General features: G+C 47.3%; 26 protein-coding genes. 9 read left to right on the forward strand and 17 right to left on the reverse strand.

Translation table 11 applies throughout. The features are described from left to right. Window positions 1-115 precede the first annotated feature (115 nt). From tkt to hxlA, 3 genes are all read right to left on the reverse strand, one after another. Window positions 116-2,110, reverse strand: a complete 1,995-nt coding sequence (gene tkt, locus ACTNE6_RS16115; RefSeq protein ID WP_194968527.1) for a transketolase — start codon at window positions 2,108-2,110, stop codon at window positions 116-118. A gap of 238 nt (window positions 2,111-2,348) precedes the next feature. Continuing rightward, entirely contained in the window at window positions 2,349-2,882 is a 534-nt protein-coding gene (gene hxlB, locus ACTNE6_RS16120; RefSeq protein WP_194968526.1) for a 6-phospho-3-hexuloisomerase, read from the reverse strand. A 2-nt stretch (window positions 2,883-2,884) separates the two neighbouring features. Continuing rightward, window positions 2,885-3,532, reverse strand: a complete 648-nt coding sequence (gene hxlA, locus ACTNE6_RS16125; protein ID WP_194968525.1) for a 3-hexulose-6-phosphate synthase — start codon at window positions 3,530-3,532, stop codon at window positions 2,885-2,887. A gap of 547 nt (window positions 3,533-4,079) precedes the next feature. Between hxlA and ACTNE6_RS16130 the strand changes: the two genes are divergently transcribed. Beyond that, the gene (locus ACTNE6_RS16130; RefSeq protein WP_442497463.1) at window positions 4,080-4,931 is read left to right on the forward strand and encodes an HAD-IIA family hydrolase; all 852 of its coding nucleotides are present in this window, start codon (window positions 4,080-4,082) and stop codon (window positions 4,929-4,931) included. 94 nt (window positions 4,932-5,025) lie between these two features. Beyond that, the gene (dhaK, locus tag ACTNE6_RS16135; protein ID WP_442497464.1) at window positions 5,026-6,015 is read left to right on the forward strand and encodes a dihydroxyacetone kinase subunit DhaK; all 990 of its coding nucleotides are present in this window, start codon (window positions 5,026-5,028) and stop codon (window positions 6,013-6,015) included. On the opposite strand, the gene dhaL is transcribed toward dhaK, so the two are convergent. Further along, window positions 5,998-6,645: a dihydroxyacetone kinase subunit DhaL gene (gene dhaL, locus ACTNE6_RS16140; RefSeq protein ID WP_194968522.1), complete on the reverse strand. Its 648-nt coding sequence runs from the start codon at window positions 6,643-6,645 to the stop codon at window positions 5,998-6,000. The genes dhaK and dhaL overlap by 18 nt on opposite strands. Before the next feature lie 256 nt (window positions 6,646-6,901). Between dhaL and ACTNE6_RS16145 the strand changes: the two genes are divergently transcribed. From ACTNE6_RS16145 to ACTNE6_RS16165, 5 genes are all read left to right on the forward strand, one after another. Next, complete coding sequence (locus ACTNE6_RS16145) at window positions 6,902-7,801, forward strand: carbohydrate kinase family protein (protein WP_442497465.1); 900 nt, start codon at window positions 6,902-6,904, stop codon at window positions 7,799-7,801. Window positions 7,802-8,201: 400 nt separating this feature from the next. After that, window positions 8,202-9,680, forward strand: a complete 1,479-nt coding sequence (zwf, locus tag ACTNE6_RS16150) for a glucose-6-phosphate dehydrogenase (RefSeq protein WP_442497466.1) — start codon at window positions 8,202-8,204, stop codon at window positions 9,678-9,680. Window positions 9,681-9,743: 63 nt separating this feature from the next. Then, a complete protein-coding gene (pgl, locus tag ACTNE6_RS16155; RefSeq protein ID WP_442497467.1) occupies window positions 9,744-10,454 on the forward strand; it encodes a 6-phosphogluconolactonase in 711 nt (236 codons plus the stop codon). Window positions 10,455-10,507: 53 nt separating this feature from the next. Next, a complete protein-coding gene (gene edd, locus ACTNE6_RS16160; RefSeq protein ID WP_442497468.1) occupies window positions 10,508-12,328 on the forward strand; it encodes a phosphogluconate dehydratase in 1,821 nt (606 codons plus the stop codon). An 86-nt stretch (window positions 12,329-12,414) separates the two neighbouring features. Continuing rightward, window positions 12,415-13,044 carry a bifunctional 4-hydroxy-2-oxoglutarate aldolase/2-dehydro-3-deoxy-phosphogluconate aldolase gene (locus ACTNE6_RS16165; protein ID WP_442497469.1) on the forward strand — a complete coding sequence of 210 codons (630 nt, stop codon included), beginning with the start codon at window positions 12,415-12,417 and terminating at the stop codon, window positions 13,042-13,044. A gap of 50 nt (window positions 13,045-13,094) precedes the next feature. Here ACTNE6_RS16165 and ACTNE6_RS16170 read toward each other — a convergent pair whose 3' ends face one another. Further along, window positions 13,095-13,658 carry a thioredoxin family protein gene (locus ACTNE6_RS16170; protein WP_442497470.1) on the reverse strand — a complete coding sequence of 188 codons (564 nt, stop codon included), beginning with the start codon at window positions 13,656-13,658 and terminating at the stop codon, window positions 13,095-13,097. A 264-nt stretch (window positions 13,659-13,922) separates the two neighbouring features. On the opposite strand from ACTNE6_RS16170, the gene rpiA reads away from it, so the two are divergent. Both rpiA and rpe read left to right on the forward strand, forming a co-directional pair. After that, complete coding sequence (gene rpiA / locus ACTNE6_RS16175) at window positions 13,923-14,576, forward strand: ribose-5-phosphate isomerase RpiA (protein WP_194968515.1); 654 nt, start codon at window positions 13,923-13,925, stop codon at window positions 14,574-14,576. A 126-nt stretch (window positions 14,577-14,702) separates the two neighbouring features. Then, entirely contained in the window at window positions 14,703-15,374 is a 672-nt protein-coding gene (rpe, locus tag ACTNE6_RS16180) for a ribulose-phosphate 3-epimerase (protein ID WP_194968514.1), read from the forward strand. A gap of 12 nt (window positions 15,375-15,386) precedes the next feature. On the opposite strand, the gene ACTNE6_RS16185 is transcribed toward rpe, so the two are convergent. The 12 genes from ACTNE6_RS16185 to bioC form a co-directional block, all read right to left on the reverse strand. Further along, window positions 15,387-16,151, reverse strand: coding sequence for an inositol monophosphatase family protein (locus tag ACTNE6_RS16185; protein ID WP_194968513.1), 765 nt, complete (start codon window positions 16,149-16,151; stop codon window positions 15,387-15,389). 163 nt (window positions 16,152-16,314) lie between these two features. Then, complete coding sequence (locus ACTNE6_RS16190) at window positions 16,315-17,061, reverse strand: phosphate/phosphite/phosphonate ABC transporter substrate-binding protein (protein WP_442497471.1); 747 nt, start codon at window positions 17,059-17,061, stop codon at window positions 16,315-16,317. Window positions 17,062-17,079: 18 nt separating this feature from the next. Further along, complete coding sequence (locus ACTNE6_RS16195; RefSeq protein ID WP_442497472.1) at window positions 17,080-17,556, reverse strand: PAS domain-containing protein; 477 nt, start codon at window positions 17,554-17,556, stop codon at window positions 17,080-17,082. Between the two features lie 209 nt (window positions 17,557-17,765). After that, entirely contained in the window at window positions 17,766-18,323 is a 558-nt protein-coding gene (locus ACTNE6_RS16200; RefSeq protein WP_442497473.1) for a protoglobin domain-containing protein, read from the reverse strand. A gap of 159 nt (window positions 18,324-18,482) precedes the next feature. Next, a complete protein-coding gene (locus ACTNE6_RS16205) occupies window positions 18,483-18,845 on the reverse strand; it encodes a roadblock/LC7 domain-containing protein (protein WP_194968509.1) in 363 nt (120 codons plus the stop codon). A 46-nt stretch (window positions 18,846-18,891) separates the two neighbouring features. Next, a complete protein-coding gene (locus tag ACTNE6_RS16210) occupies window positions 18,892-19,530 on the reverse strand; it encodes a hypothetical protein (protein WP_434482792.1) in 639 nt (212 codons plus the stop codon). 3 nt (window positions 19,531-19,533) lie between these two features. After that, window positions 19,534-20,070, reverse strand: a complete 537-nt coding sequence (locus tag ACTNE6_RS16215; RefSeq protein ID WP_194968507.1) for a GTP-binding protein — start codon at window positions 20,068-20,070, stop codon at window positions 19,534-19,536. A 13-nt stretch (window positions 20,071-20,083) separates the two neighbouring features. Then, on the reverse strand, window positions 20,084-21,232 hold the full coding sequence (locus ACTNE6_RS16220) for a hypothetical protein (protein WP_442497474.1): 1,149 nt from the start codon (window positions 21,230-21,232) through the stop codon (window positions 20,084-20,086). Next, the gene (locus ACTNE6_RS16225; RefSeq protein WP_442497475.1) at window positions 21,222-21,959 is read right to left on the reverse strand and encodes a type IV pilus assembly protein FimV; all 738 of its coding nucleotides are present in this window, start codon (window positions 21,957-21,959) and stop codon (window positions 21,222-21,224) included. Before ACTNE6_RS16225 ends, ACTNE6_RS16220 begins: the two co-directional genes overlap by 11 nt. Before the next feature lie 255 nt (window positions 21,960-22,214). Continuing rightward, entirely contained in the window at window positions 22,215-22,613 is a 399-nt protein-coding gene (locus tag ACTNE6_RS16230; RefSeq protein WP_442497476.1) for a bacteriohemerythrin, read from the reverse strand. Between the two features lie 83 nt (window positions 22,614-22,696). After that, complete coding sequence (gene bioD / locus ACTNE6_RS16235; protein ID WP_442497477.1) at window positions 22,697-23,371, reverse strand: dethiobiotin synthase; 675 nt, start codon at window positions 23,369-23,371, stop codon at window positions 22,697-22,699. 4 nt (window positions 23,372-23,375) lie between these two features. Next, on the reverse strand, window positions 23,376-24,155 hold the full coding sequence (gene bioC, locus ACTNE6_RS16240) for a malonyl-ACP O-methyltransferase BioC (RefSeq protein ID WP_442497478.1): 780 nt from the start codon (window positions 24,153-24,155) through the stop codon (window positions 23,376-23,378).

The following is a 24,155-nucleotide window of genomic DNA, read 5'->3' on the forward strand; positions in this document are numbered from 1 at the left end:
ACCTATGAGTCATAATAAACGGATCGGGCCCCCTTAAGGCTGGACGGGCAATTGGATTCATCCAGATATAAAAGGGGACCCTCGCCAAATTTATAGTGTATATATTACTTTTAAATTAAAGTACTGCTTCTACGTTTTTGACTACGTTTTCAACGGTGAAGCCGAACTCTTTGAAGAGTACTCCCGCTGGCGCTGACTCACCGAAGCGATCAAGGCCTACGATCTTGCCGTTGGTGCCCACATATTTCCACCAGCCAATGGTCACACCCGCTTCCACAGCTACACGTTTGGTCACGGCAGATGGCAATACTGACTCGCGATAGGCTGCATCTTGAGCGTCGAAAATGTTAGTAGAAGGCATAGAGACCACACGGATTTTCCGCCCTTTAGCTGTCAACTCTTCCGCAGCTTTCACTGCCAGCTCAACTTCAGAACCGGTAGCGATGATGATAGCTTCAGGTTGGCCATCGCTGTCTTTCAAAACATAGCCGCCACGGGAAATGGCGCTAATTTGTTCTTGAGTGCGAGCCATGTGTGGCAGGTTCTGACGTGAAAATACCAGAACTGAAGGGCCATCCTTACGTTCAATGGCAGATCTCCACGATACGGCTGTTTCTACCGCATCGCATGGACGCCATACGTGCATGTTTGGAATCATACGCAAAGTAGCGGTCTGTTCGATTGGCTGATGTGTCGGACCGTCTTCACCCAGACCGATAGAGTCATGAGTATAAACAAAGATCGAACGGATCTTCATTAATGACGCCATACGGATCGCATTACGTGCATATTCTGAGAACATCAGGAAAGTTGCACCGAATGGGATAACGCCGCCATGCAACGCCAAACCGTTCATGATGGCTGACATACCGAACTCACGTACACCGTAATTGATGTAATTGGCATGCGGTTTATCTGCGCGCATTGGTCTGTAACCGGACCATTCAGTCATGTTAGAGCAACCTAAATCAGCTGACCCGCCAAAGATTTCAGGCAATACTTTTGCATAACCTTCAATTGAAGCCAGTGAAGAAAGACGTGTAGCCGTAGTTTTAGCTTCAGCATTAACGGCGCTGACAAAATTGTCTGCTTCGGCTGTCCAGTTACTTGGCAGCTCGCCAGACATACGACGCTCATATTCGGCTGCCAATTCAGGATAAGCTGCTTTATAAGCAGCGAATTTTTCATTCCATTCCTGCTCAGCTTTAGCGCCTTTGGCTTTTGCATCCCAACCGGCGTAGATATTAGCTGGAACTTCAAACGCATCATGGTCCCAACCTAAAGCAGCTTTGGTCAGGTTGATTTCGTCTTGACCCAGAGGGGCGCCGTGACAAGCGTGAGAACCTTTTTTGTTAGGAGAGCCAAAGCCGATTGTTGTCTTGCAGCAGATCAATGTTGGCTTGTCGGTCATGGCTTTAGCCATCTCGATCGCTTTATGAATAGCTTGCGAATCATGGCCGTCAACATCAGGGATTACATGCCAGCCATACGATTCAAAGCGCATTGGCGTGTTATCAGTGAACCAGCCTTCAACATGGCCGTCAATGGAAATGCCATTGTCGTCCCAGAACGCAATCAGATTGCCCAATCCCAAGGTGCCCGCCAAAGAACAAGCTTCATGCGAGATACCTTCCATTAAGCAACCGTCGCCCATGAACACATAGGTGTGGTGGTCAACAATTTTATGGTCGGGTCTGTTAAATTCAGCAGCCAGTGCTTTTTCAGCGATAGCCATACCGACAGCATTGGTAATACCCTGACCTAATGGACCCGTAGTGGTTTCAACGCCGGGAGCATAGCCATATTCAGGATGGCCTGCTGTTTTAGAATGCAATTGACGGAAGTTTTTCAGATCTTCGATAGACAGATCATAGCCGGTCAGATGCAGCAGTGAATAAATCAGCATTGAACCATGACCGTTGGATAGAACGAAGCGGTCGCGGTTTGACCATTTTGGATTGGTCGGGTTATGGCGCATGAAGTCATTCCACAAAACTTCAGCAATGTCCGCCATGCCCATAGGGGCACCTGGGTGACCAGAATTTGCTTTCTGTACGGCATCCATGCTCAAAGCGCGTATGGCGTTCGCTAATTCTCGGCGCGAAGTCATATTCTTCTCCTTAGAGATAAGTTTCTAAAATGTTTACAGACCAAAACCCGGATCATTATATCTCTTCTTACCGTTTATTTTCGGTTATAGAAAAGAGAATAAAATTATCCGAATTTTGATCTGCGTTGAGTATAAATGATGAATTAATCAGCCTTATCAACTTTGTCACGACATAATTTCGATATCTGACATCTGATACGGTTAAAAGCGAGTGGCGATCGCCACTCGCTTTTCAACGCTACTCTAAGTTAGCGTGTCTTGACCTCATCTCTTCTTCAGGAATTCCTTTTTCATGGATTACATGAGAAATTAAGGCTTCCAAAAAGAGCAATGTGGACAATTCAAATACCGTTCCCATTGGCATACCGACAACTTTACCATATTGTTCAGAAGTGCCGATTTGGAATACCGCATCTGCCATATCGCCAATGGTTGATTCGCTTTTCGCCGTGATTAAAACAATTTGAGCGCCTATGTCTTTAGCACGTTTGGTGAAGGCCACCAATTGTTCAGTTTCTCCGGAGCCTGAGATAATGATCAACAGGTCACCTTTTTTAATGCTCGGCGTAACAATCTCACCAACGACACTCACATCATAACCGCTGTGCATCAGTCTCATGGCGAAGAATCTTCCGATCAAACCTGACCGGCCTGCGCCTGAAACAAAAATGCGAGACGCTTTATCAAGCATCTCAGTCAGCTGTACGTCGTATGAGTCGTTTGTAGCTGCCAGAATACCGGAAATTTTATCAATGATAAGTCGCTGATGCATACTTATACCCTAACTGCATTAACCAATTGACGGATTTCTTTAGCTGCTTCTGCTGGGGATGGAGCACCGTAGATTGCTGCACCAACAACGATAATGCTTGCGCCAGCTTTTACAACGTCTTGAACAGTAGATTGCTTAATACCGCCAGCAACTGAAATTCTGACGTTTAAGCCTAATCTAGCGATATCGTTCAAGTCGCCGAATGGAGTATGACCAGCTGCTTGTGCGTCAAGACCAGTGTGAACACCCATGATATGAGCGCCCAATTCAGCAGTAGCGCGTGCGCAGCCTGCTTTATCTTCAACATTGATCAAGTCGATTTGCGCTTCTGCACCATGCGCATTCGCTGCTTTGATAACGCCAGCGCAAGTTGCAAGGCCTGATACACCCAGAACTGTACAAATATCAGCACCTGCAGCATAGAAAGGAGTTGCTTCGTACTCGCCAGCGTCCATTGTTTTCAAGTCAACTAACAGCAATTTATCTGGGAATCTGTTTCTCAAGTCTTTAACCAGATTGATGCCGTTATGCTTAATGCATGGTGTTCCGATTTCAAAAATGTCAACATGAGGCGCTACTTGCTCTGCAAGTGCAATTGTTGCGTTGAAATCTAATGAATCTAATGCCATTTGAATTAATGGTTTTGCCATGATCGTGCTCCGATATGTTTTATTTATTTATAGTTTGGTTACATAAATTTAATGCGATGCTAACTGTAAATTAGAAAGGGGACGCCTGTCAATGCCCAATCCCGACGGCAATACAAGGATGAGAACTGATCGAATGTATTGGAACTGGCATTTTCAAACCTGCAATTATGCATTTTTATATATGGAATTGAGCAGTTACAACCGCCATTGCGAAGAAAACCATTAATCCTTCGATCTAAAACAGCCTCTCTAAAAATTTAATGCATTTCCATACCAGCAAGCTAGATGAGCATAATGCACAGGGCTTTAAGCAATGAAGTAAAATACCTTGAAAACGCAGTTCGACGTAAAACCAACCCTATTACTCTCTGCGCAAACGACTTAACCGATAGCCGGTGAATTAGGCCAATACAGGAAAATCAGAGACAGCTTTGGCCTTGCATTCAATGCGTTGAATCAGCATATCTCACATTTAAGCGGTAGACTACACCTAATTCTTTATTACACTTTCAATCCAATACAATTAATTATTTGAGAAATTTTACTAATGGCCTCTTTTAATAATATCCGCGCCTTTATCATCGATATGGATGGCGTTTTATGGCACGGCGAGCAACCGCAACCAGGATTACAGGGCTTTTTTCAAGCCCTGCATGATCATCAGATCCGGTTTATTTTGGCAACCAATAACGCCAGCCTGACGCCGGAACAGTATGTTGCGAAACTCACACGCATGGGCGTAACGACGGTAACTCGGGATAATATCCTGACTTCTGCCACGGCTACAGCCTTATATCTAGCTAAACATAACCGCCCCGAGGCAACCCGGGTATTTATTGTCGGTGAAGAAGGTCTCAGGCGCCCGCTTCTGGATCAAGGCTTTACGCTTACAGGACTCTATGAAGTCAACGACAGCAGCAAAGAAACGTCCAACCTGGGCGCGCATATTGTCGTCTGCGGCAAGGACCATACGCTGACCTGGGACAAACTCGCGACAGCAACCTTGAATATCCGGGCAGGAGCAACATTCATAGGCACGAATGCCGATACCACATTGCCAACAGAGCACGGCACCATACTTGGCAATGGCGCCATTCTGGCCGCCCTTCAGGTCGCCACCGGTGTAACGCCAACCATCATAGGCAAACCGGAACCGATCATGTATCAGCAAGCGCTTTCTTTACTGGGAACTGATCCATCGCAAACGGTGGCTATCGGCGATCGGCTGGAAACGGATATTTTGGGCGCCGTACGCGCCGGCATACGCAGTCTTATGGTTCTATCGGGCATATCTACTGAAAAAGACTTGCAAAAGTCGGATTATCAGCCGACCTGGGTCATGCCCGATATCCGCACCATAACCCAGGCATTACAAGGCCAACCGGAATATTTCTTGTAGCTATAAATCAAACACCAGTGCCTCAGAAGTCGATTGATCGCTTCATCAGTGCACGCTACCATAAGCAAAACTATAAAAAACCGGAATCGCCGCCATGAAAAAATTCATTAACAGTACTGACACGTTGCTCGACGAAAGCCTGCGCGGTTTCGCCAGAGCCCATACTGATATTATCCAATTCAACACTCAGCCTCACTTTGTCAGGCGCATAAGTGCTCCCCTTGCGGGTAAGGTAGCGCTGATCTCCGGCGGCGGCTCAGGCCATGAGCCTTTGCATACAGGCTTTGTCGGCAGCGGCATGCTGGATGCCGCCTGCCCCGGCCAGATATTCACCTCGCCTACGCCCGATCAAATGCTGGCCGCTGCGCAGGCCGTCGAGAATGGCGGCGGCGTCTTGTTCATAGTCAAAAATTATGCCGGAGACGTCATGAATTTCGAGATTGCCTCGGAAATGCTGGACTGCCCGCATGAAACCGTCCTGGTAAACGATGATGTATCGTTGCCTAAAAACCACAGCACCGGACGACGCGGCGTAGCAGGCACATTGATTGTAGAAAAAATCGTCGGCGCGGCAGCAGAAAACGGTGCGGATTTGGCTGCCTGCAAAGCCCTCGGCGAGCGCGTCAATCTGGCTACGGCATCCATGGGCGTGGCGCTGAGCAGTTGCACCGTACCGGCTCTCGGCCATCCTACATTTACCATTGGCGACGATGAAATGGAAATGGGTGTCGGCATACATGGCGAGCGAGGGCGTGAAACGATGGCATTAACCAGCGCTACCGAAATTGTCGAGCATCTGGCACATGCCATCGATGAAGAACTGAAGCCGCAAAAAGGCCAGCCGGTGTTGTTGCATATCAATGGATTCGGCGCTACACCGCTGATGGAATTGCATCTGGTTTACGACTTGGCTGCCAGCTTCTTTGAAAAACGCGGCATTACTATCTGCCGCTCTCTGGTTGGCAACTATACCACGTCACTCGATATGGCCGGCTGTTCAGTCACGCTGACGCTGCTTGATGATGAATTGATTCGCCTCTGGGATGCGCCGGTCCATACCGCGGCTTTACGTTGGGGCTGCTAGACGCTCGACCAGCAAAGCGACTATCGCGCAGATCATTAACTGAGCGGTTTTGGCGCCGGCATCAATATGCCCCCTGCTCCGCTCTTCCAGAAAAGAGGCACGGCCCTTGGTAGCCACCATATCGCGGGTAGACTCCATGCCCGCGAGTGCGACATCCGTCAGCTTGCCCAATGCCACAGGCAACTCAACAGCCTCCGCTGATGACTGAAGCAGGCTGTCCGCCACAGGAACCAGAACGTCAAGCATGGTTTTTTCACCAACATCAGCTTTTCCTCTCTGCTTAACAGCCTCCACGCCCTGAGCATAAACCTCTGCAAAAGCGCGCAAATCCAAAGATCGATCGCGAGCGGCTTTGCTCATGGCCATAAACAAGGTGCCATATAGTGAGCCCGACGCACCGCCTATAGTTGTCATCAATGTCATGCCAATTTTCTGCCAGGCAGCAGCCCAATCCATTTGGCCTAATTCGGCGCTTTGTGCCTTAAGGGCCTGGATGCCGCGCTGCAAGTTAAACACATGATCGCCGTCGCCAATAGCCTGATCCAGAGCAGTTACTTCTTCAGCGTTATTTTCGATTGCATCGGCTATGACCTGAATCAGGTCAGGCAATAATTGAGGAGTGAGTTGCATAGCTGTTTCCCATTCAGAACATTGAGAACCAGGAGAATAGCGTGCAATTTATCATCCTGTCCAGTTGAGATGTCAGATCCGTACTCAATATAATTAAATCAGAACAATTTGATCAAATAGGCAAAAATCCTGACTATTCTTCTCTTAATGTAATGGCTTGCCAGTAAATGCGGCGAAATGATAATCTGCAAAATTACCCTCTTAATACAGGTTGTTTTTGATACCGAATCACTTTGACTTAATGACGACTTACCCAATGCAAGTGGACGTACTGTGCGTAGGCCACGCTTCTTACGATCTGATTTTCTCAGTTCCGCATCACCCGACCGAAGATGAAAAGATTTTCGCGGACAGCCTTATCAGCTGCGGCGGAGGGCCGGCCGCTAATGCAGCGGTAATGGTTTCGCGATTGGGGCTCAAATCAGCCTTCGCCGGTTATCTGGGCCAGGACCTTTATGGAGACAAGCACGCCCAGGAGTTCGCCGAGTACGATGTGCATACCCAACTCATCGCCCGAGGCCCATCGCCTACGCCGCTGTCGACAATACTGGTCAAGCCGGATGGAAAAAGAGCCTTGATTAATTACAAAGGCGATACCCAAGCCTTGCCGTCAAATGCGGTGGACTTCTCTTCAGTCAAACCCAAAGTCATTCTGTTCGATGGCCATGAGCCGCATTTATCCGTGCCTTTGGCCGAGCATGCCCGCCGCGATCACATTCCCAGCGTATTGGATGCCGGCTCCCTGCATGAAGGCACACTAGCCTTAATGAACAAGGTCGATTATTTGGTCTGTTCGGAAAAATTTGCCCGGCAATTTGCCGGCGATGTAGAGGCAGCCTTAACACGCCTGTCGGAAGCAGTTCCTGCCGTCGTCGTCACGCTGGGCGAAAAAGGACTGCTTTGGCGGCGAGGCAAAAAGCACGGCGGCGCCATGCCTGCATTTCCAGTTGCTGCAATCGATACAACCGGCGCGGGCGATGCTTTTCATGGCGCATTTGCCGCCGGTGTCGCTTTAGACATGGAATGGCTTGAACTACTGCGCTACGCCAGCGCTGCCGGGGCACTTTGCTGCACGAAGATAGGCGCTCGCCTGGGCATTCCTTCAAGAGAAGAACATTACACCTGGCTCGAGCAGCATAAAGACCTTCATGTATAATAACTGGATGATCCACTTGCCTGGATTATGGATATTTAATCGGTAGATAAGAGCCTGTCCGCTATTATATGTGTCGGGACGGCATGAAATACCAAAGAGCAGAAAAGTATTGACACGTCAACTATTCCTTGGAAACATAATTAACTATTTGCTTGTCAAAAAGCCCATGAAGCAACTATCTTCCACCATTACCCGACGCACAGGCAATAGTTATCTTCTAGGTAATAAATTCTGGGCCGATAATACTTTTCAGTTTTTTCCAGCCAGTGCCGGAATTATTCCCGAGTTTTCACTATATTTGTTTTTTTCATCAGCAAATGCAAATAGCGCGCGTCAGCCTGATTCCCAATAGCAACAACGATATTCATTAAATTTCATCTTATTTCTCAACATAATAAAAATGCAAACAATAACATTTAAACCCTGCGATTTAGTCATTTATGGGGCCATGGGAGATTTATCCCGCCGCAAGCTGCTCATTTCTTTGTATCGGCTCGAAAAAGCCAATTTAATTGAGCCTGATACGAAAATCATAGGCGTAGATAGAGTTGATCAAGACAGCGCAACCTATGTCGATATTGCTTATAAAAGCCTGCAAGCGTTTTTGAATGAAGAAATCGACACCAGCGTATGGAAACTGCTGTCAGCGAGACTTTCATATCTGCAAATCGATTTGACTCAACTGGATCAATACAAGAAATTGCATGACGTCCTTGATCCAGATTCAAGGGTTATGGTCAATTATTTTGCCGTGGCTCCGTTTTTATTCAAAAGCATCTGTCATGGGCTTGATCAATCAGGGGTTTTAAACAAAGAATCACGCATGGTCATGGAAAAACCTATCGGCCATGACCTTCAGTCGTCTAAAGAAATCAATGATGTCGTCGCTGAAGTTTTCAGTGAAGATCAGGTTTTCCGCATCGATCATTATTTAGGCAAAGAAACCGTGCTGAACTTATTGGCGCTGCGCTTTGCCAATTCCATTTTCACCTCCAACTGGGATCACAATACTATTGATCATGTTCAGATTACGGTTGCAGAGGAAGTCGGCATTGAAGGCCGCTGGGAGTATTTCGATAAAACCGGGCAATTGCGCGACATGTTGCAGAACCACCTGCTGCAGATTCTGACTTTTGTCGCCATGGATCCGCCAGTCAACTTGGAAGCACAGAACATCCATAGAGAAAAGATCAAAGTACTTGAAGCCCTGCGCCCCATCACCCTCGAAAATGTTGAAGAAAAAACCGTGCGCGGGCAATACTCCACCGGCGTTATCAAAGGCAGCGCGGTGCCAGGCTATCTGGACGAAGAAGGCGCCAACAAGGACAGCACAACGGAAAGCTTTGTCGCACTACGCGTCGACATCGATAACTGGCGCTGGGCGGATGTGCCTTTCTATTTGCGTACGGGCAAACGTTTGGCCGGCAAGCGCACCGAGATTGTCGTTTACTTTAAGCAGCTGCCGCACAATATTTTTAAAGACAGCTTCGACGTTCTGCCATCCAATAAGCTCATCATCCACCTCCAACCGAATGAAGGCATCGATTTTGTCATGCTGAACAAAGTGCCGGGTATTGATGAGCAAATCAGATTACACAAAACCAAACTGGACTTGAGCTTTGACGAAACCTTCAGAAAAAGCAGCCTTTTCGGCGGTTATGAAAAGCTGGTGCTAGAAGCCATGCGAGGCAATCCTACGCTCTTTATCAGCCGTGAAGAAATTGAGCAGGCCTGGACATGGATTGATTCCATCCAGGACGCCTGGAAGCATATTGATGCAACCCCTAAACCTTACCCGGCAGGCACTTGGGGACCTGCCGAAGCTGACGAGCTGCTTGCCCGGGACGGCAGAGCCTGGATAGAACCTTGCTATAAATAAAAGGCCGCCCTCTTTGTCTATACGGAGAGGGCTATAAATATAAAGAATTAAAGAGCATACTTCATGGTTAAAGAATTTTTATATGAAGACCGCGCCGGCTTATTTGCCGCCTTGGCAAGCAATTGCCAGGCGCATCTGGCAAAAGCCCTGGCTGACCGAGGCGCCACAACCTTCATGGTCTCAGGCGGCAGCACTCCAGCCCCATTATTTGAAGCCTTGTCCCTGTCCGATCTGGATTGGAATAACATCAATGTCGCGCTGGTCGACGAACGCTGGGTGGACAAAGAGCACAGCGCCAGCAACGAAGCACTTATCTACCGTTCATTGCTGATCAATAATGCGGCTAAAGCGCCTTTCACCGGCATGAAGACGGCAGCCAAAAGCGCTGCTGAAGGCTGTGCTGAAACAGAGTCCTTATATCAGGCGTTGCCCAAACCGTTCGCCATCTCCATTTTAGGCATGGGTAATGATGGCCATACAGCGTCCCTATTTCCGCATGCGAATGGCCTGGCGGAAGCGCTGTCGGAAGATAATCAGCAGCTTACCGCGCCCATCACTGCCAAGCAGAGCGATGTTACAGGACCTAACACTGAACGCTTGACATTGACGCTGAACGGCCTGTTGCAATCCGAACGCTTGATCATTTTATTGACCGGCGAAGAAAAACTCGCCGTATTCCGTAAGGCCATGGCCGAAGGTCCTGTAGAAGACATGCCTGTGCGCGCCGTGCTGCGCCAGAACAAAGTGCCGGTTGAACTGTATTGGGCGCCTTGAGGTATTATTAAATGTTAAGCCGTCATTATAAGCTGTCGTAAGAAGAGAATATTATGCATCCCGTATTAGAAAAAGTTACTGAAGAAATCATTGAGCGCAGCCGTGAAAAACGTAGCGCTTATCTGGCCCGCATCGACGCGGCCATTGAAAAAGGCCCGCATCGCGCGAAGCTGGCGTGCGGCAACCTCGCGCATGGCTTCGCCGCCTGTGCGGCCGGTGAAAAAGCCGATCTGGCCGGCAGCGAGAAACCCAATATTGCGATTGTCTCTTCTTATAATGACATGCTATCCGCTCATGAGCCGTTTAAAGACGCGCCGGCGCTGATTAAACAAGCCATCAAGGAAGCGGGCGGCGTTGCCCAGTTTGCCGGCGGCGTGCCGGCCATGTGCGACGGCATCACGCAAGGGCAGCCCGGCATGGAGCTGTCCCTGTTCAGCCGCGACGTAATCGCCATGGCGACAGCAGTCAGCTTGAGCCATAACATGTTCGACGGCGCCTTGTACTTGGGCGTGTGCGACAAAATCGTGCCGGGACTGTTGATCGGCGCGCTGAGCTTCGGCCATCTGCCGGCTGTGTTCGTACCGGCCGGCCCCATGCCCAGCGGCCTGCCTAACAAGGAAAAAGTCCGCATTCGCCAACTGTATGCGGAAGGCAAAGTCGGCCGCAAGGAATTGCTGGAATCGGAATCGCAGTCTTATCACAGCGCCGGCACCTGCACCTTCTACGGCACGGCCAACAGCAACCAGATGATGGTTGAAATCATGGGCTTGCACCTGCCCGGCAGCTCATTCATCAACCCTTACACACCACTGCGTGACGAACTGACTAAAGCCGCCGCCAGACAGGTTCTGAAATTCACGGCCCAAAGCAATGATTTCCGTCCGATCGCGCACATGATCAACGAAAAAGCGATCGTAAACGCCATCATTGGCTTATTGGCTACAGGCGGCTCAACCAACCACACCATCCATCTGATTGCTATTGCGCGCGCCGCCGGCATCATCATCAACTGGGATGACTTTGACAAACTGTCCCGCATCATTCCGCTGCTGACGCGCATTTATCCGAACGGTCAGGCCGACGTCAACCACTTCCAGGCTGCGGGCGGCATGGGCGTCCTAATCGCCGAATTGCTGCGAAACGGTCTGTTGCATGAAGACCTCCTGACCGTCGCTGACGAGCGCGGCATGAAGAACTACATGCAGGAACCTCGTCTGATAGACGGCAAGCTGACTTGGGAACCTTGCCCTGAAGCCCCACTGGATACCGAAGTGCTCAGCACCGCTGCCAAGCCGTTCGCGACCAGCGGCGGCCTGCACGTGATGCACGGCAACCTGGGCCGCGGCGTCTCCAAAATATCTGCTGTCGCGGAGGAGCATCAAATCGTTAAAGCGCCAGCGGTCGTATTCGATGATCAGGACGACATGATGGCGGCGTTTAAGCGCGGCGAACTGGAAAAAGACTTTATTGCAGTCATCCGTTTCCAGGGTCCTAAATCGAATGGCATGCCCGAACTACACAAACTGACACCGCCGCTGGGCGTGCTCCAGGACAAAGGCTTCAAAGTCGCGCTCGTCACCGACGGCCGTATGTCCGGCGCTTCCGGCAAAGTGCCGTCAGCGATCCACATGTGCCCTGAATGTGCCGACGGCGGTCCGCTGGCTAAAGTCCGCGACGGCGATATGATTTATTTGAATACGCAGACCGGCGAAATCAATGTGCTGGTTGATGAAGCCGAATTCAATGCGCGTACGCCGGCCGTCAATACAGCCACTAACCATCACTACGGCATGGGACGCGAACTGTTCGGCGCTTTCCGCCGCGGCGCATCATCGTCAGAAACAGGCGCCTCAAACCTGTGGGCTGAAGACTAAGCAATATTGCGGCTCGGGTTCTATTCCGGGCCGCCTCTTTACAGAGCCTGAGCGGCTATCTTTTATTTTATAAACTGGAATTTATAATGACTGTATCTATTAAAGATATTATGTACACATCCCCGGTCGTGCCGGTGATGGTCATCAACAAACTGGAACATGCCGTACCGCTGGCGCATGCGTTGGTTGAGGGCGGCTTGAAAGTGCTGGAAATCACCCTGCGCACGCCGATTGCCCTGGATGCGATCAAACGAATCAAAGCCGAAGTACCAGGCGCTATTGTCGGTGCCGGTACGGTCATCAATGTGGACACCTTGCAGAAAGCCATCGATGCCGGCTCTGAATTTATTGTCAGCCCAGGCGTAACCGAAAGCCTGATCGATGCGGCAATTAAATCCGGTGTACCTATTTTGCCAGGCGTCATCAGCCCGAGCGAAGTCATGCGCCTGATGGAAAAAGGCATTACCGAAATGAAGTTCTTCCCGGCCGAAGCCGCCGGCGGCATCCCGATGCTGAAATCGATCGGCGGCCCGCTGCCGCAGGTGACTTTCTGCCCTACCGGCGGCATCAGCCTGAAAAATGCGGCCGATTATCTGGCGTTGAGCAATGTCGCCTGTATCGGTGGATCATGGATGGCGCCTGCCGATCTCGTGGACAAGGAAGATTGGGACGAAATCAAACGCCGCGCCACTGAAGCGGCTGCGCTGAGAAAATAAGTTTTCCCCAACCGCTACAGGATACAGATGTATCCTGTAGCGAACCTTTTCTAGGCTTCCTTCCATTTAATGTTGCAGCCAATGCTGGGCAGCTGTTTTTCATTGATGGGCCTGTTTGCCAACAGATCATTCAGCGCATTGCGCAAATCCTCGCCGGTCAACGGCACATCGTTCTTAGGCGTTGAGCCATCCAGACGGCCGCGGTAGACGCAGGCCAATTCCTGATCAAACAAGTAAATGTCCGGCGTGCAGGCTGCCTGATAATCCCTGGCTGTACCCTGGCTTTCATCATATAAATAGGCAGCGAAAGGGTGTCCCCAGGCGTCCATCATATCCTTCATTTTATCAGGCGCATCTTCTGGATAGTTTTCGATATCATTGGAACTGATCGCGATAGTACTGATCCCAAGCGGGGCGTAATGCCGGGCAATATCGATCAGTTGATCCTTGATATGCTGCACATACGGACAATGATTACAGATGAACATCACCACCGTACCCTTTTTCCCCTTCAGTTCATGAAGACTATTGTAAGAACCTGTAACAGGGTTGAACAAATCGAAATCCGGTGCAATAGTGCCTAAAGGCATCATGTTTGAAGCGGTTGCCGCCATACTTTCCTCCTAAATGGTTGTGAAGATTTTGAATAGACCTAGTGATTATAAGATGATGCCCGACAATCGGGCGATCAGCGTTAAGACTTATAATCAGTGATAAATGCTTATTATCCTTACTTACCATTACTCAAACGGTGTTATTTTTTATATAATTTCCCACCATTGCTGTTAAACGAGCCGATTATCGGTTATTGCTTTAAATACGAAAAATACGAACCGCCTATATGCGGCACCATTAACCCTTCATATTAAAAACGACCTATGACTCAAAACGAACTGAAAAAAAAAGTTGCTGAAGCCGCCCTGCAATATGTTAAAGATATTCCTATCATTGGTGTCGGCACTGGCTCAACGGTTAATTTCTTTATAGAAATGCTGGCCGACTATAAAGCCGATATCGAAGGCGCCGTCTCCAGTTCCATTGGCACTACCGAACGTTTGAAAAAAGTCGGTATTCCGGTTCTGGATCTGAATGCTGTCAACGATCTTAAAATCTACATAGACGGTGCGGATGAAGTCAATCCCGACAAGAAATTGATCAAAGGCGGCGGCGGTGCTTTGACACGCGAAAAAATCATTGCCGAAGCCAGTGAAAAATTTGTCTGCATTGCTGATGAAACCAAATGCGTAGACGTATTAGGCGCATTCCCACTGCCTATCGAAGTCATTCCGATGGCTCGCAGCTTCGTTGCACGCGAAATGGTTAAACTGGGCGGCCAGCCGGTTTGGAGAGAAAATTTCATTACCGATAACGGTAATGAGATTATTGATATCCGCAACCTGAATATTACCAATCCTGTCGAACTGGAAAAAATCATTAACAATATTCCGGGCGTTGTGACCGTCGGTCTGTTTGCACTGAGAGGCGCCGATATCGTGCTGGTTGGCAAAGGCAACGAAGTCGTTACTTTATAAGGTTCATACCGGAAGGCTCATCAGAGCCCGTTCCCGCCATAGATCGCAATAGAAGCCGTCTAAAGCTTAGGCGGCTTCTATTTCAGACATTCAATCATTTCAATTACATTAAGAGGATATAAAACAATGAATGAAAACTGGATTGCTCCTTCCATCCTGTCCGCGAATTTCGCCAAGCTGGGTGAAGAAGTCGACAATGTTTTAAAAGCCGGCGCCGACGTGGTGCATTTTGACGTCATGGACAATCATTTTGTACCTAACCTGACCATTGGCCCGCTGGTCTGTGAAGCGCTGAGAAAACACGGTGTTACTGCACCTATCGACGTACATTTAATGATTGAGCCGGTGGACCGCATAATTCCTGATTTCGCTAAGGCGGGCGCCAGCTATATCACTTTCCATCCGGAAGCGTCGATTCATGTCGACCGAACGCTGCAACTGATCCATGACTGCGGCTGTAAGGCAGGCCTGGTATTCAATCCGTCTACGCCGTTAAGCTATCTGGATTATGTGATGGATAAAATCGATATGATTTTGTTGATGTCGGTCAATCCGGGCTTCGGCGGCCAGTCTTTTATCCCGTCCGCATTGCCCAAACTGCGCGAAGTCAGAAAACGCATTGACGACAGCGGCCTGAATATTCGTCTGGAAATTGACGGCGGCGTCAAAGTCGACAATATCCGCGAAATCAAAGCAGCCGGCGCCGATACCTTCGTAGCAGGCTCGGCCATCTTCAGCCAGCCTGACTATAAAGCAGTGATCGACGCCATGCGCGCTGAAATAGCCAAAGCGGAATAAGCGTTTAAAACTCTACATAAGCGGGAGGATCTGCTCAAGGATCTTCCCGTTTGTGACTAAAATCTGCTTTGGAAAAATTCCCTCATTCCCCTGAAAGTCCGTTACCGTGGCCCCCGCCTCTCTAGCAATCACAACGCCAGCGGCAATATCATACAGCATCAGCTCCTGCTCCCAGAAGGCATCGACCTGGCCGTCGGCAACCAGGCACACATCCAGAGCGGCGGAGCCAAAACGGCGCTGCCCTGTCGTAGCCTGGGCAATACGGCAAAAACGCTCCAGATTATTGTGTTCCAGATAATTGCGCACACAGGCAAACCCCGTTGACACCATCGCCGTAGCAAGTTCAGCCTGAGATGAAACGGTGATAGGCTGGCCATTTTTCCATGCGCCTTTACCTTTCTCAGCGTAATAATAATCATCAAGCGCAGGCGCATAGACCACACCCGCCACCAATTCCTGGTCAATTTCCAGCGCCACACTCAGTGCCCAAAAATACTGGCCTCGGGAAAAAGAATGCGTACCATCGATCGGGTCGACAATCCAGCGGGAGGATTGATTTTCAGTCTCTCCGCTTTCCTCTCCCCAGAAACCGAATTGCGGATACTCTCTAGATAGCGCTTCTTTTAAAAAAGCTTCCACAGCGATATCTGCCTCGGTCACAAAATCGCGCGGGCTTTTCTTGCTAACTTCCAGATGCTTCAGATTTCTAAAATAATTCAAAGCGACAGATCCGGCTTCACGGACCACTCTTTCAAGCACAGCAGAAGAAATACACATGAAATAACCTTAAGAATAAGCAGAATTGACTCATTTCGACGCCAAGCCCCTCCCTTGTGACGAACGCGCAAAAGCGAAATGATGACAGTGATTTAAACTGACAGCCTCGAACTTTACTGGCTGAAGCAGACTTTTACAAGCGTTTTACTAGAAGATGGATACTTTATGTATTTAAAGTATCCATCAGATCAATCATGAATTCCATTTCCTCATCATCGACAGGCATCCAGGCGTCAAAACCCAGACTTTCCAGAACACCCCGCCCTTTCTCATCATTATTCATGTCGACCAGCAATTTTTGTAAGACAGCTCTTTTTTCGGCCAATTTCGGCCCGATCATCAGTGAATGATGGACAACACTAATCTGGCTGCGGACCAGCACTTTTAGCTGACTTTTAATGATATTTGATAAGTTATCATAAGCTTCAGCCAAGAAAATACCGACATCGGCGTTCCCTCGCAGTAACTGTTTTGCAATCAGAACATACGAATCGCAAACCATTGTCTCTATATTGCTTTCATCCAAATCCCCAGCTTCCAGCATTATCATGCCCATCAAATGAACATCAGGATCTTCAGTAACGGCAACTCGAATACCCGGCGACAAATGAGCGACATCATCCACAGTATTTTGGGCATTAATGGCGATAATGGCCTCATCAGATTTACCGGCCGGCCTTACCAAAGGTAAAAAACCTTTTTCGCGTACCAGCATGGCGGCATCAAATGGATTAGCATAAATCAAATCAATTTTATCCTGGCTGATAGCTTCTCTCTGCTTGGGGAAGTTGTCATACATTTCCAAGTGAATGGCCTCTCCGCTCTGTTTTTGAAGCCAGGTATTAAAGATATACCAGCCGGAAATATGGTCAGGAGGAAAATCTGGGCTGACTGTGAACATGTTCGGCATAACTAGGCTCCGTATAAGTTAAAACAAGGTCGGATAAAGCTTGGCGCATTCTTCCACTTTAGTTCGGGAAGGCTTACGCCGCACAGAGGTATAACCAACGACCTTGCCTTTTCTTACATTGGGAATAACGGTAGCCTTAACCCAGTAATAACCGCCGTCCTTACGCAAGTTCTTAACAAATCCCTGCCATTTATTGCCTTGCTGCACAGTATCCCACAAATCCTTGAACGCTACCGAGGGCATATCAGGATGTCTGAGAATCGAATGAGGCGCACCGATCAGCTCATCTTCGTTGTATCCGGACATTTCAATAAAAGCTTGATTTACATGAGTAATAATGCCGTCCGGATCTGTCGTTGAAACGATCAGTTTACCGTCAGGATAGGGTGTCTCAATTTGGGTATATAAAACCTTACGCTTTATACCGCCATATAAATTCAGAGTAACCTCCTGATAATCACCGATTATATCCTCAGGTTTCATATCATAAAGCATTGCATATCTCCATTCTGGTAGCGTCCCGATAAACTGAGCCTTAACTTTATGGGGCAAATAATTCAATGTAGACGCATAGAATAATTGAGTCGTTACTATTTCTTGTGATCTAGGTCAAAAACGCTGCTGTTTCGCTGCAGAATCAAGGGTATCAATACTCAACCATTTTCAGAAATGGTTGAGTATTGATACTGGGAGTTAACTTTTGATTATTTATACGCCTTGGCAAGATTGGCAAATAGCGTTCTGCTCATGCCAGAGATAGTGAGAAACTTCTCCAGTTCTTCGGCAAGTGTGGATTCTTGATAGGACTGTTGCATTATCATTAGCGCAAGCCCCGTAACCGAAGCGATCGCTTGCAGCGCTTTCGTGCATTTTTCACTATTATGTCCGAATGTCTCGATAACTATGCGGGTGAGTTCATTATTGATCAAAGTCATAGCACCCGCCATAAATTCAACAGGCAAATTGACTTTGACATGAATATCACCTACCTGATACATGCTTCGTGCAAAATCAGCATCGATATTGCTGGAAAACAACCCTGTCATCCATCTTAAATGGGCTATTTTTAAAGTTGCCACGCGACCTTCCAAATATTTAGCGGTCTCAGGTATGGTAGCTAGCTGGTCATAAAAGGAATCGGTGACAGCTTGCAGTTGTGGTGTGATTTCCGGACCGATATCTTTCAGGCATGCCTCAAGCTCAGGCGTCAAACCGGAAAATGCCTTGGCATATTCAATTAATTCGTTGAAATTTAATGACATTTATTTTTCCTGGCATTGAATATATTGAACTTATTACCTCAATAATATTATTGGCAATATTTCAATAATTATTCGTTTTTATCATATAAACCCTATAGTTATTTAGACAAATAACTGTAGGATATTTAAAACCAGTTAATTCTGTGCTAAATAAAGTCCCTACAGCAATTCAGAAATACTGCTCGCAGCCCGTTTTACGTCCAGGAAAATCAAGCCTAACTTAGCATTAGGTTTTGCCAAAACGGTTAACACCGATTCATTTCCGGCATAAACCATCAGGACATAGCCTTTGGCGCCTTTTATTAAAACCTGTTCTAGTGATCCCCTTGCCAATTCCTGAGCAGTACGATCACCCAATGACAGCATTGCGGCGCTCATAGCACCTACCCGATCTTCATCCAGTCCAGCAGGCAATACAGAAGCCATCATTAAACCGTCAGTCGATATTACTCCCGATGCTTCAATATCTGCTGAAGTGCCATTAAGTTCTGTGAGTATTGAAGCTAGCATATCTGCGCGCATATTTTTGTCTCTTATCTTGGATAATTAATTGATAAATTATTAAGCGTTATTTAGTGGCATAACGCATGCTCAATGCCCAAACCAGAGAAACGAATTCCGGATGGTTAAAATGGGGAATACCTGAAATAGCAATAACAAAACGATTATTACCAATAAATAAAGGCCAAAATCCAAGCTGGCTATTACCGTACGCATCAATAACAGCCCATGCGTTGCTGGCCAGCCCCATATTGTTCATCAATAAACCTGACCGCCGCTCGTGAATGGTAGCAATTTCCGCGCTTAATGCCGATAGCTCTTCAGCAACTTCATGCGGAAACCCATGGCTGGACAGATAGAAACCTTGACTGTCCGCCAGGAGCACCTTGCCATTTTCCGAAATTTTACTTAATAGATCAGGCAGAATATCTTCAAGTGCATCCTGCGGATAATGCAGTGCAGTATCAATTCCTTGAACCCAACCTAATTTTTGGCAATGATGCAACAGTTCCAGGCATTTTGCTTCTTCATGCTGGTCCATTAATTTCCGCAAATTGGCTAAGTTAAGCGCTGGGGTTTTCTCCTGTAATAACAAGGCTCTCAAGAACTGCCGGGTTTTATCCTTATTGACAGAACAGGCTGCATAATAAGCGCCAGCTGGAGTCGGATACAAATGCAATCCTTCCGTCAAGACATAGTTGCTCATACGTTACTCCTCGAGTTCAGGGTCCAAGGAGTACAATAGAGACTGCACTAAAATAGATACATCATTTTTAACGCGAGCATCCACAGAGAACACCGGCGGATTGAGCCCCATTCCTTGCAGTTGGACATGATAATCATTGATGGCAGGCTTATCGCTCAGATCCATCTGCGTTACACCGATGGCTACATTCGTTTTTGCTATAAACGACTGAAACGAATCCAAAAAAAACTTCATATCCTGGAAAGGATCCGCTCGGGTATTATCAAGCAACAAAATCAGTCCTATGCCGCCTGTAGTAAGAATATCCCACATAAAGTCAAAGCGTTCCTGCCCAGGGGTACCATAAAGGTGAATCTTCTCACCTCCGGCGAGATTCATGATTCCGTAATCCATGGCGACAGTGGTTGATGCTTTTTTGTTCTTTGTCATATCGCTGGCAGCCGCGTCCGTTTTAACCGGCGGCACATCGCTTATTGATTCAATAGCTGTTGTTTTACCAGCGCCAACAGGACCGGTAAAGATGATTTTGTATTGGCTCATATTGTTCCTAACTTTATGATTTGTTTCCGCGTAATTTGCTAAGAATTCGAGTTAATAATCCCTGCCGCTCAGTATTTTTCTTGATAGCTGGCGGCTGGATGATTTCATCGGATTGCCGTTTAGCTTGTTTAACCAAGCCAAGTGCATGCGCTGCGCTGATAAAAACAAATACATATTGAGGTTTAATTTTTAAAGTTTCAGCAATATCAGGTAAGGTTCTCGGCCCCGCTATAAGCAATGCCGAAATCCTTAATGCATGGGGCGTAACAATGAGACGCGTAAAGTTCGGCCAGTGTTTTAAAAAAACCGGCCTATCAATATCCAGGGCAACCGGATAGCGGCCTCTGGATGACCATACGGCCAGTTTCCATAAAAAGGCGTCCACATTGTGGAATTTATCCAACTCTCTGTTGGCAGATAAGGCATGTGCGCTGGCCGGAGTAAGCGACATGCCTGCGCCTGACAGGCTTTTTATTGGTAAGCCGGCAAACGACCTCAGCTGTTTGTCATCCGCATCGAACCAGATTTCATGATTATGAGGGAAGATAATCAGCGACTTCCAGCCAGAGTTAAGATGTAATACCTGCTTTTTTGTCTGCGCTATAAGGCAAGCGGACTGAAAATAGCCCTGAAAATATTCTTTGGGATTATAAGAAGCATTGGGAAATTGCTTCGGATCATTTACATCCAGACCAGGAATGGAACCTATAAACGCATTGAAATTCCCTTCATCAAGATGCATCGCCGTTTGATGTTTGGATGTCTTTTTGCGCTCATCCGTATTTATAAACAGCTTCTTGCTAGTCTGAACATTTTCATTCGATTTCTGCTTCACAGCCAACAAAGCTTCGGCTTTGCTCAAGGCCTCTAACATCTCGACCGTCTTGATCGGTTTTCTTACATACAATGCATTATCCAGTTTCAGTTCCTGCAAAGATAATACAATAATGGGCCTGCTAGAATTCTCAGCCAATTTCTGTTCAAGCAATGCTTTGGCATTGATGGAATCGGCATCAATTATATCGACTTCAGCGTCCAAATCTTCAACGACAGCCGCGGCTCCTTTGCAAGGACCTTGAAGATACATCACCATTGTTTTATAAGTGCGCCCATCCATGCCGTGGAGCGCAACTTTTAAAGAGCTTTTGCGTTTATCGTTCATTGCTAGCGCTCATGAAAAGCGTCATTAATTCATCCCAACCATCAGGTTTAGGTATATTCAAGCTGGCGAAAAATTCAACCATTTTTTTCAATCCTGAAATATCCTGTGTTGATTTATAAAGTTCTAACAAGCTCTGATGTAACTCCAGCCTGTGCGGTTCGTTTATGATAGCGTTTTCCAGCACATCTTTTGCCTCGGATAGCTGACTATATTCAATATAATCACGCGCCAAATCCAACGGATCATAGGCTTGTTCATCTGAAGAGATGACCTGCTGCACTAGGTTTTGAGTACCGAGCAGCCCTTTTGTGAAAATGGAATATTGATTTCCTTCTAACAGTGCAACATCCATTTCGTTCATCATGAATGCCCTTAGCGACTTATACTGCTCCCGAGATAATTTGGAGCTTGTCCCGATTATCATGCGCCGACTAATGTCCGCGCCGCGCCGTTCTAAAATAACCAGAAAATCAACAAGCGCGGCAAAAAGCTGTTCCGATAAATTTGCATGGTAACAATAATAGATACGCTGAATATGAGTAATTAATTGCCTGGGCTTTCTGGAAATGCGAAAAACAAGATTTCTTAAGACCTGATCAGGTAATCCGTTATCGACAAAACTAAAAGCATCCGAATCTGATGGCGGAAAAATATTATTCCACTCGTGGAATCCATGAGTGTCATTTTGTCCCTCACCGCAAGTAATCAATTTCTGGCAAATAATCATGCATTAACTCTCAAAATTCATGCGAAAGATTTTCTACATGAATTTTAGCTGTTTTTACCCAAAAAAACAGATACAAGGGGTTAAAAACTAAAAATATAATTAAATTTGCCTGAACTTTATATAATTTGAAGAACATATGCATAATGATATGCTCTCTGCACAAAGTGTGCCAATTGAGTTTTTGTTTTATGATATAAAAAAGGCTTGTGAAACGTCGCTTCACAAGCCTTTTTAGACTTATGGAATGACTATTCCTCAGCTATTCAATGCATCGGCATAAGCCTTATCAAATACAGGGATGTGATTATCCAACCAACCTTTCACCATTTGACCGACTTCTTCGGTAACTTCAGCTTCGCCGGCATGAAATTTTGTCTGCAATCCGGCACAAATGCCGATTAAAGCCTCATGCTCGGCCTTGTGGGCAGTGTAATTATTGAAGTCTTTCGCCAGCATTTCTCTTTCTTCATGAGCAAAATGCCCTACGACATAAGAGATCAAATCGTCCAGCTGGGCACCCACAGCGGAACGGTCAGCGCCACCGGTTGCCAGATCATATAATTTATTCAATTTATCAAACAGAATTTGGTGCTCTTCATCGGCAAACCCTACATTAGTGCCGAATTGTGCAGCTGTCCAAGTGATTAAAGCCATAAATGTACTCCTCAAAATTGTTATAGTAATTAATAACCGCACAAAAATTATAGTTTTTACTCTCTCTCAAATGTTGACCTAAATCAATTTTTGCTTAGATCAACCGAGAGATTTAATGAGAATGCATCAAAGTCAGCTTGAGCACAGTGTGGCAATACGCCTAGTAAAGGCGAATCCAAGGAGGTAGCTATAGTCTGAATATTTTCATCCTGGCTCAACAAGCCAGGTTCAGTGCACATTGCAATCCAGCCTGCACAGGGGATACCCGAAGAGCGAATGGCCTGGTAAGTCAATTTTGCATGATTGATGCAGCCCAGCCTGATCGCCACGACGATAATGACCGGCAGGGCCAGCGCTTTTGCAAGGTCGGTAATATCTTCAGTAGCGTTGATCGGCGACATCCAGCCGCCAGCCCCTTCAACCAACAGAATGTCAGCCTTTTTTTTCAAAGTATTAAAGTCGGCAACAATTTTATGCAGCAGCACCGGATTATCGGCACCGGCAATATGAGGCGAGACGGGCGCCTCATAGGCATAAGGGTTAATCAGTTCATATTCAACAGATAATGAGGCATTTTCCTGAATCAGCAATGCATCTTCATTTCGCAAGACGCCGTTTTGCATCAGGCATCCGGACGCTACCGGCTTCATGCCGACGACGGATTTGCCCAGCCTCTTGAAATAACGCATCAGCGCAATCGTAGCCCAGGTTTTTCCAACGTTGGTATCAGTACCGGTAATGAAATAACCCTGCTTCATGCTGTCACGCCTGCGCTGTAATCATGATAACTTCGAAAGTCGCCGGGATTAGGCCCTGGGATCTATAGACTTCATAAGCCGCAATCATGCCCTGCATTTGTGCTTTGGTGGTGATGCTCCTGTTGCGCCCAACCGTCATGTTGTGCGCCCCGATATGCTTCAACTCCTTCATCAACGCCAAAACGGAGTCATAAGCCGGCCTGTGCATCTTGCTTTCCATCTTTATCTGACGAAAGCCGGCTCTTCTAAGAAAACAACCGATCTGCTCCTGATTATAAAACTCGTTAACGTGACTATAGTCGTCAACCTCTGCCCATGCGCTTTTCAATTCCTGCAGGGTATGGGGGCCGAATGTCGAACAAATCAACTGGCGGCCAGGCTTTAGCGTGCGCTTGATACCGGTGAAAACCTCCTCCAGATTTTCGCACCATTGCAAAGCCAGATTCGAGAACACGTGATCGGCAATATGACTGGCAACCGGCAATGATTCCGCATCGGCGCACAAGTACATGACATTGTCAGCATCAGCCAATTTTCTGCGCGTGATTTGCAGCATAGGCAATGCAATATCCAGCGCCAGCATGTACTTGCTGCCCGGCCAAGCCAATAATTCCGCGGTTAAAAACCCGGTACCGCAACCGATATCCAGTATCGTACCGGTCAAACTGTCTGTTTCGATACGGGTCAGCAGGTCTCTGCCTACCGTGCGCTGCAATTCGGCGACAGCATCGTAAGATGCACAGGCTGCAGAAAAAGAGCGCTTGACTTTGCTTTTATCTAACAT

This window comes from Methylobacter sp. sgz302048 (assembly GCF_052162025.1).
GTDB lineage: Bacteria > Pseudomonadota > Gammaproteobacteria > Methylococcales > Methylomonadaceae > Methylobacter.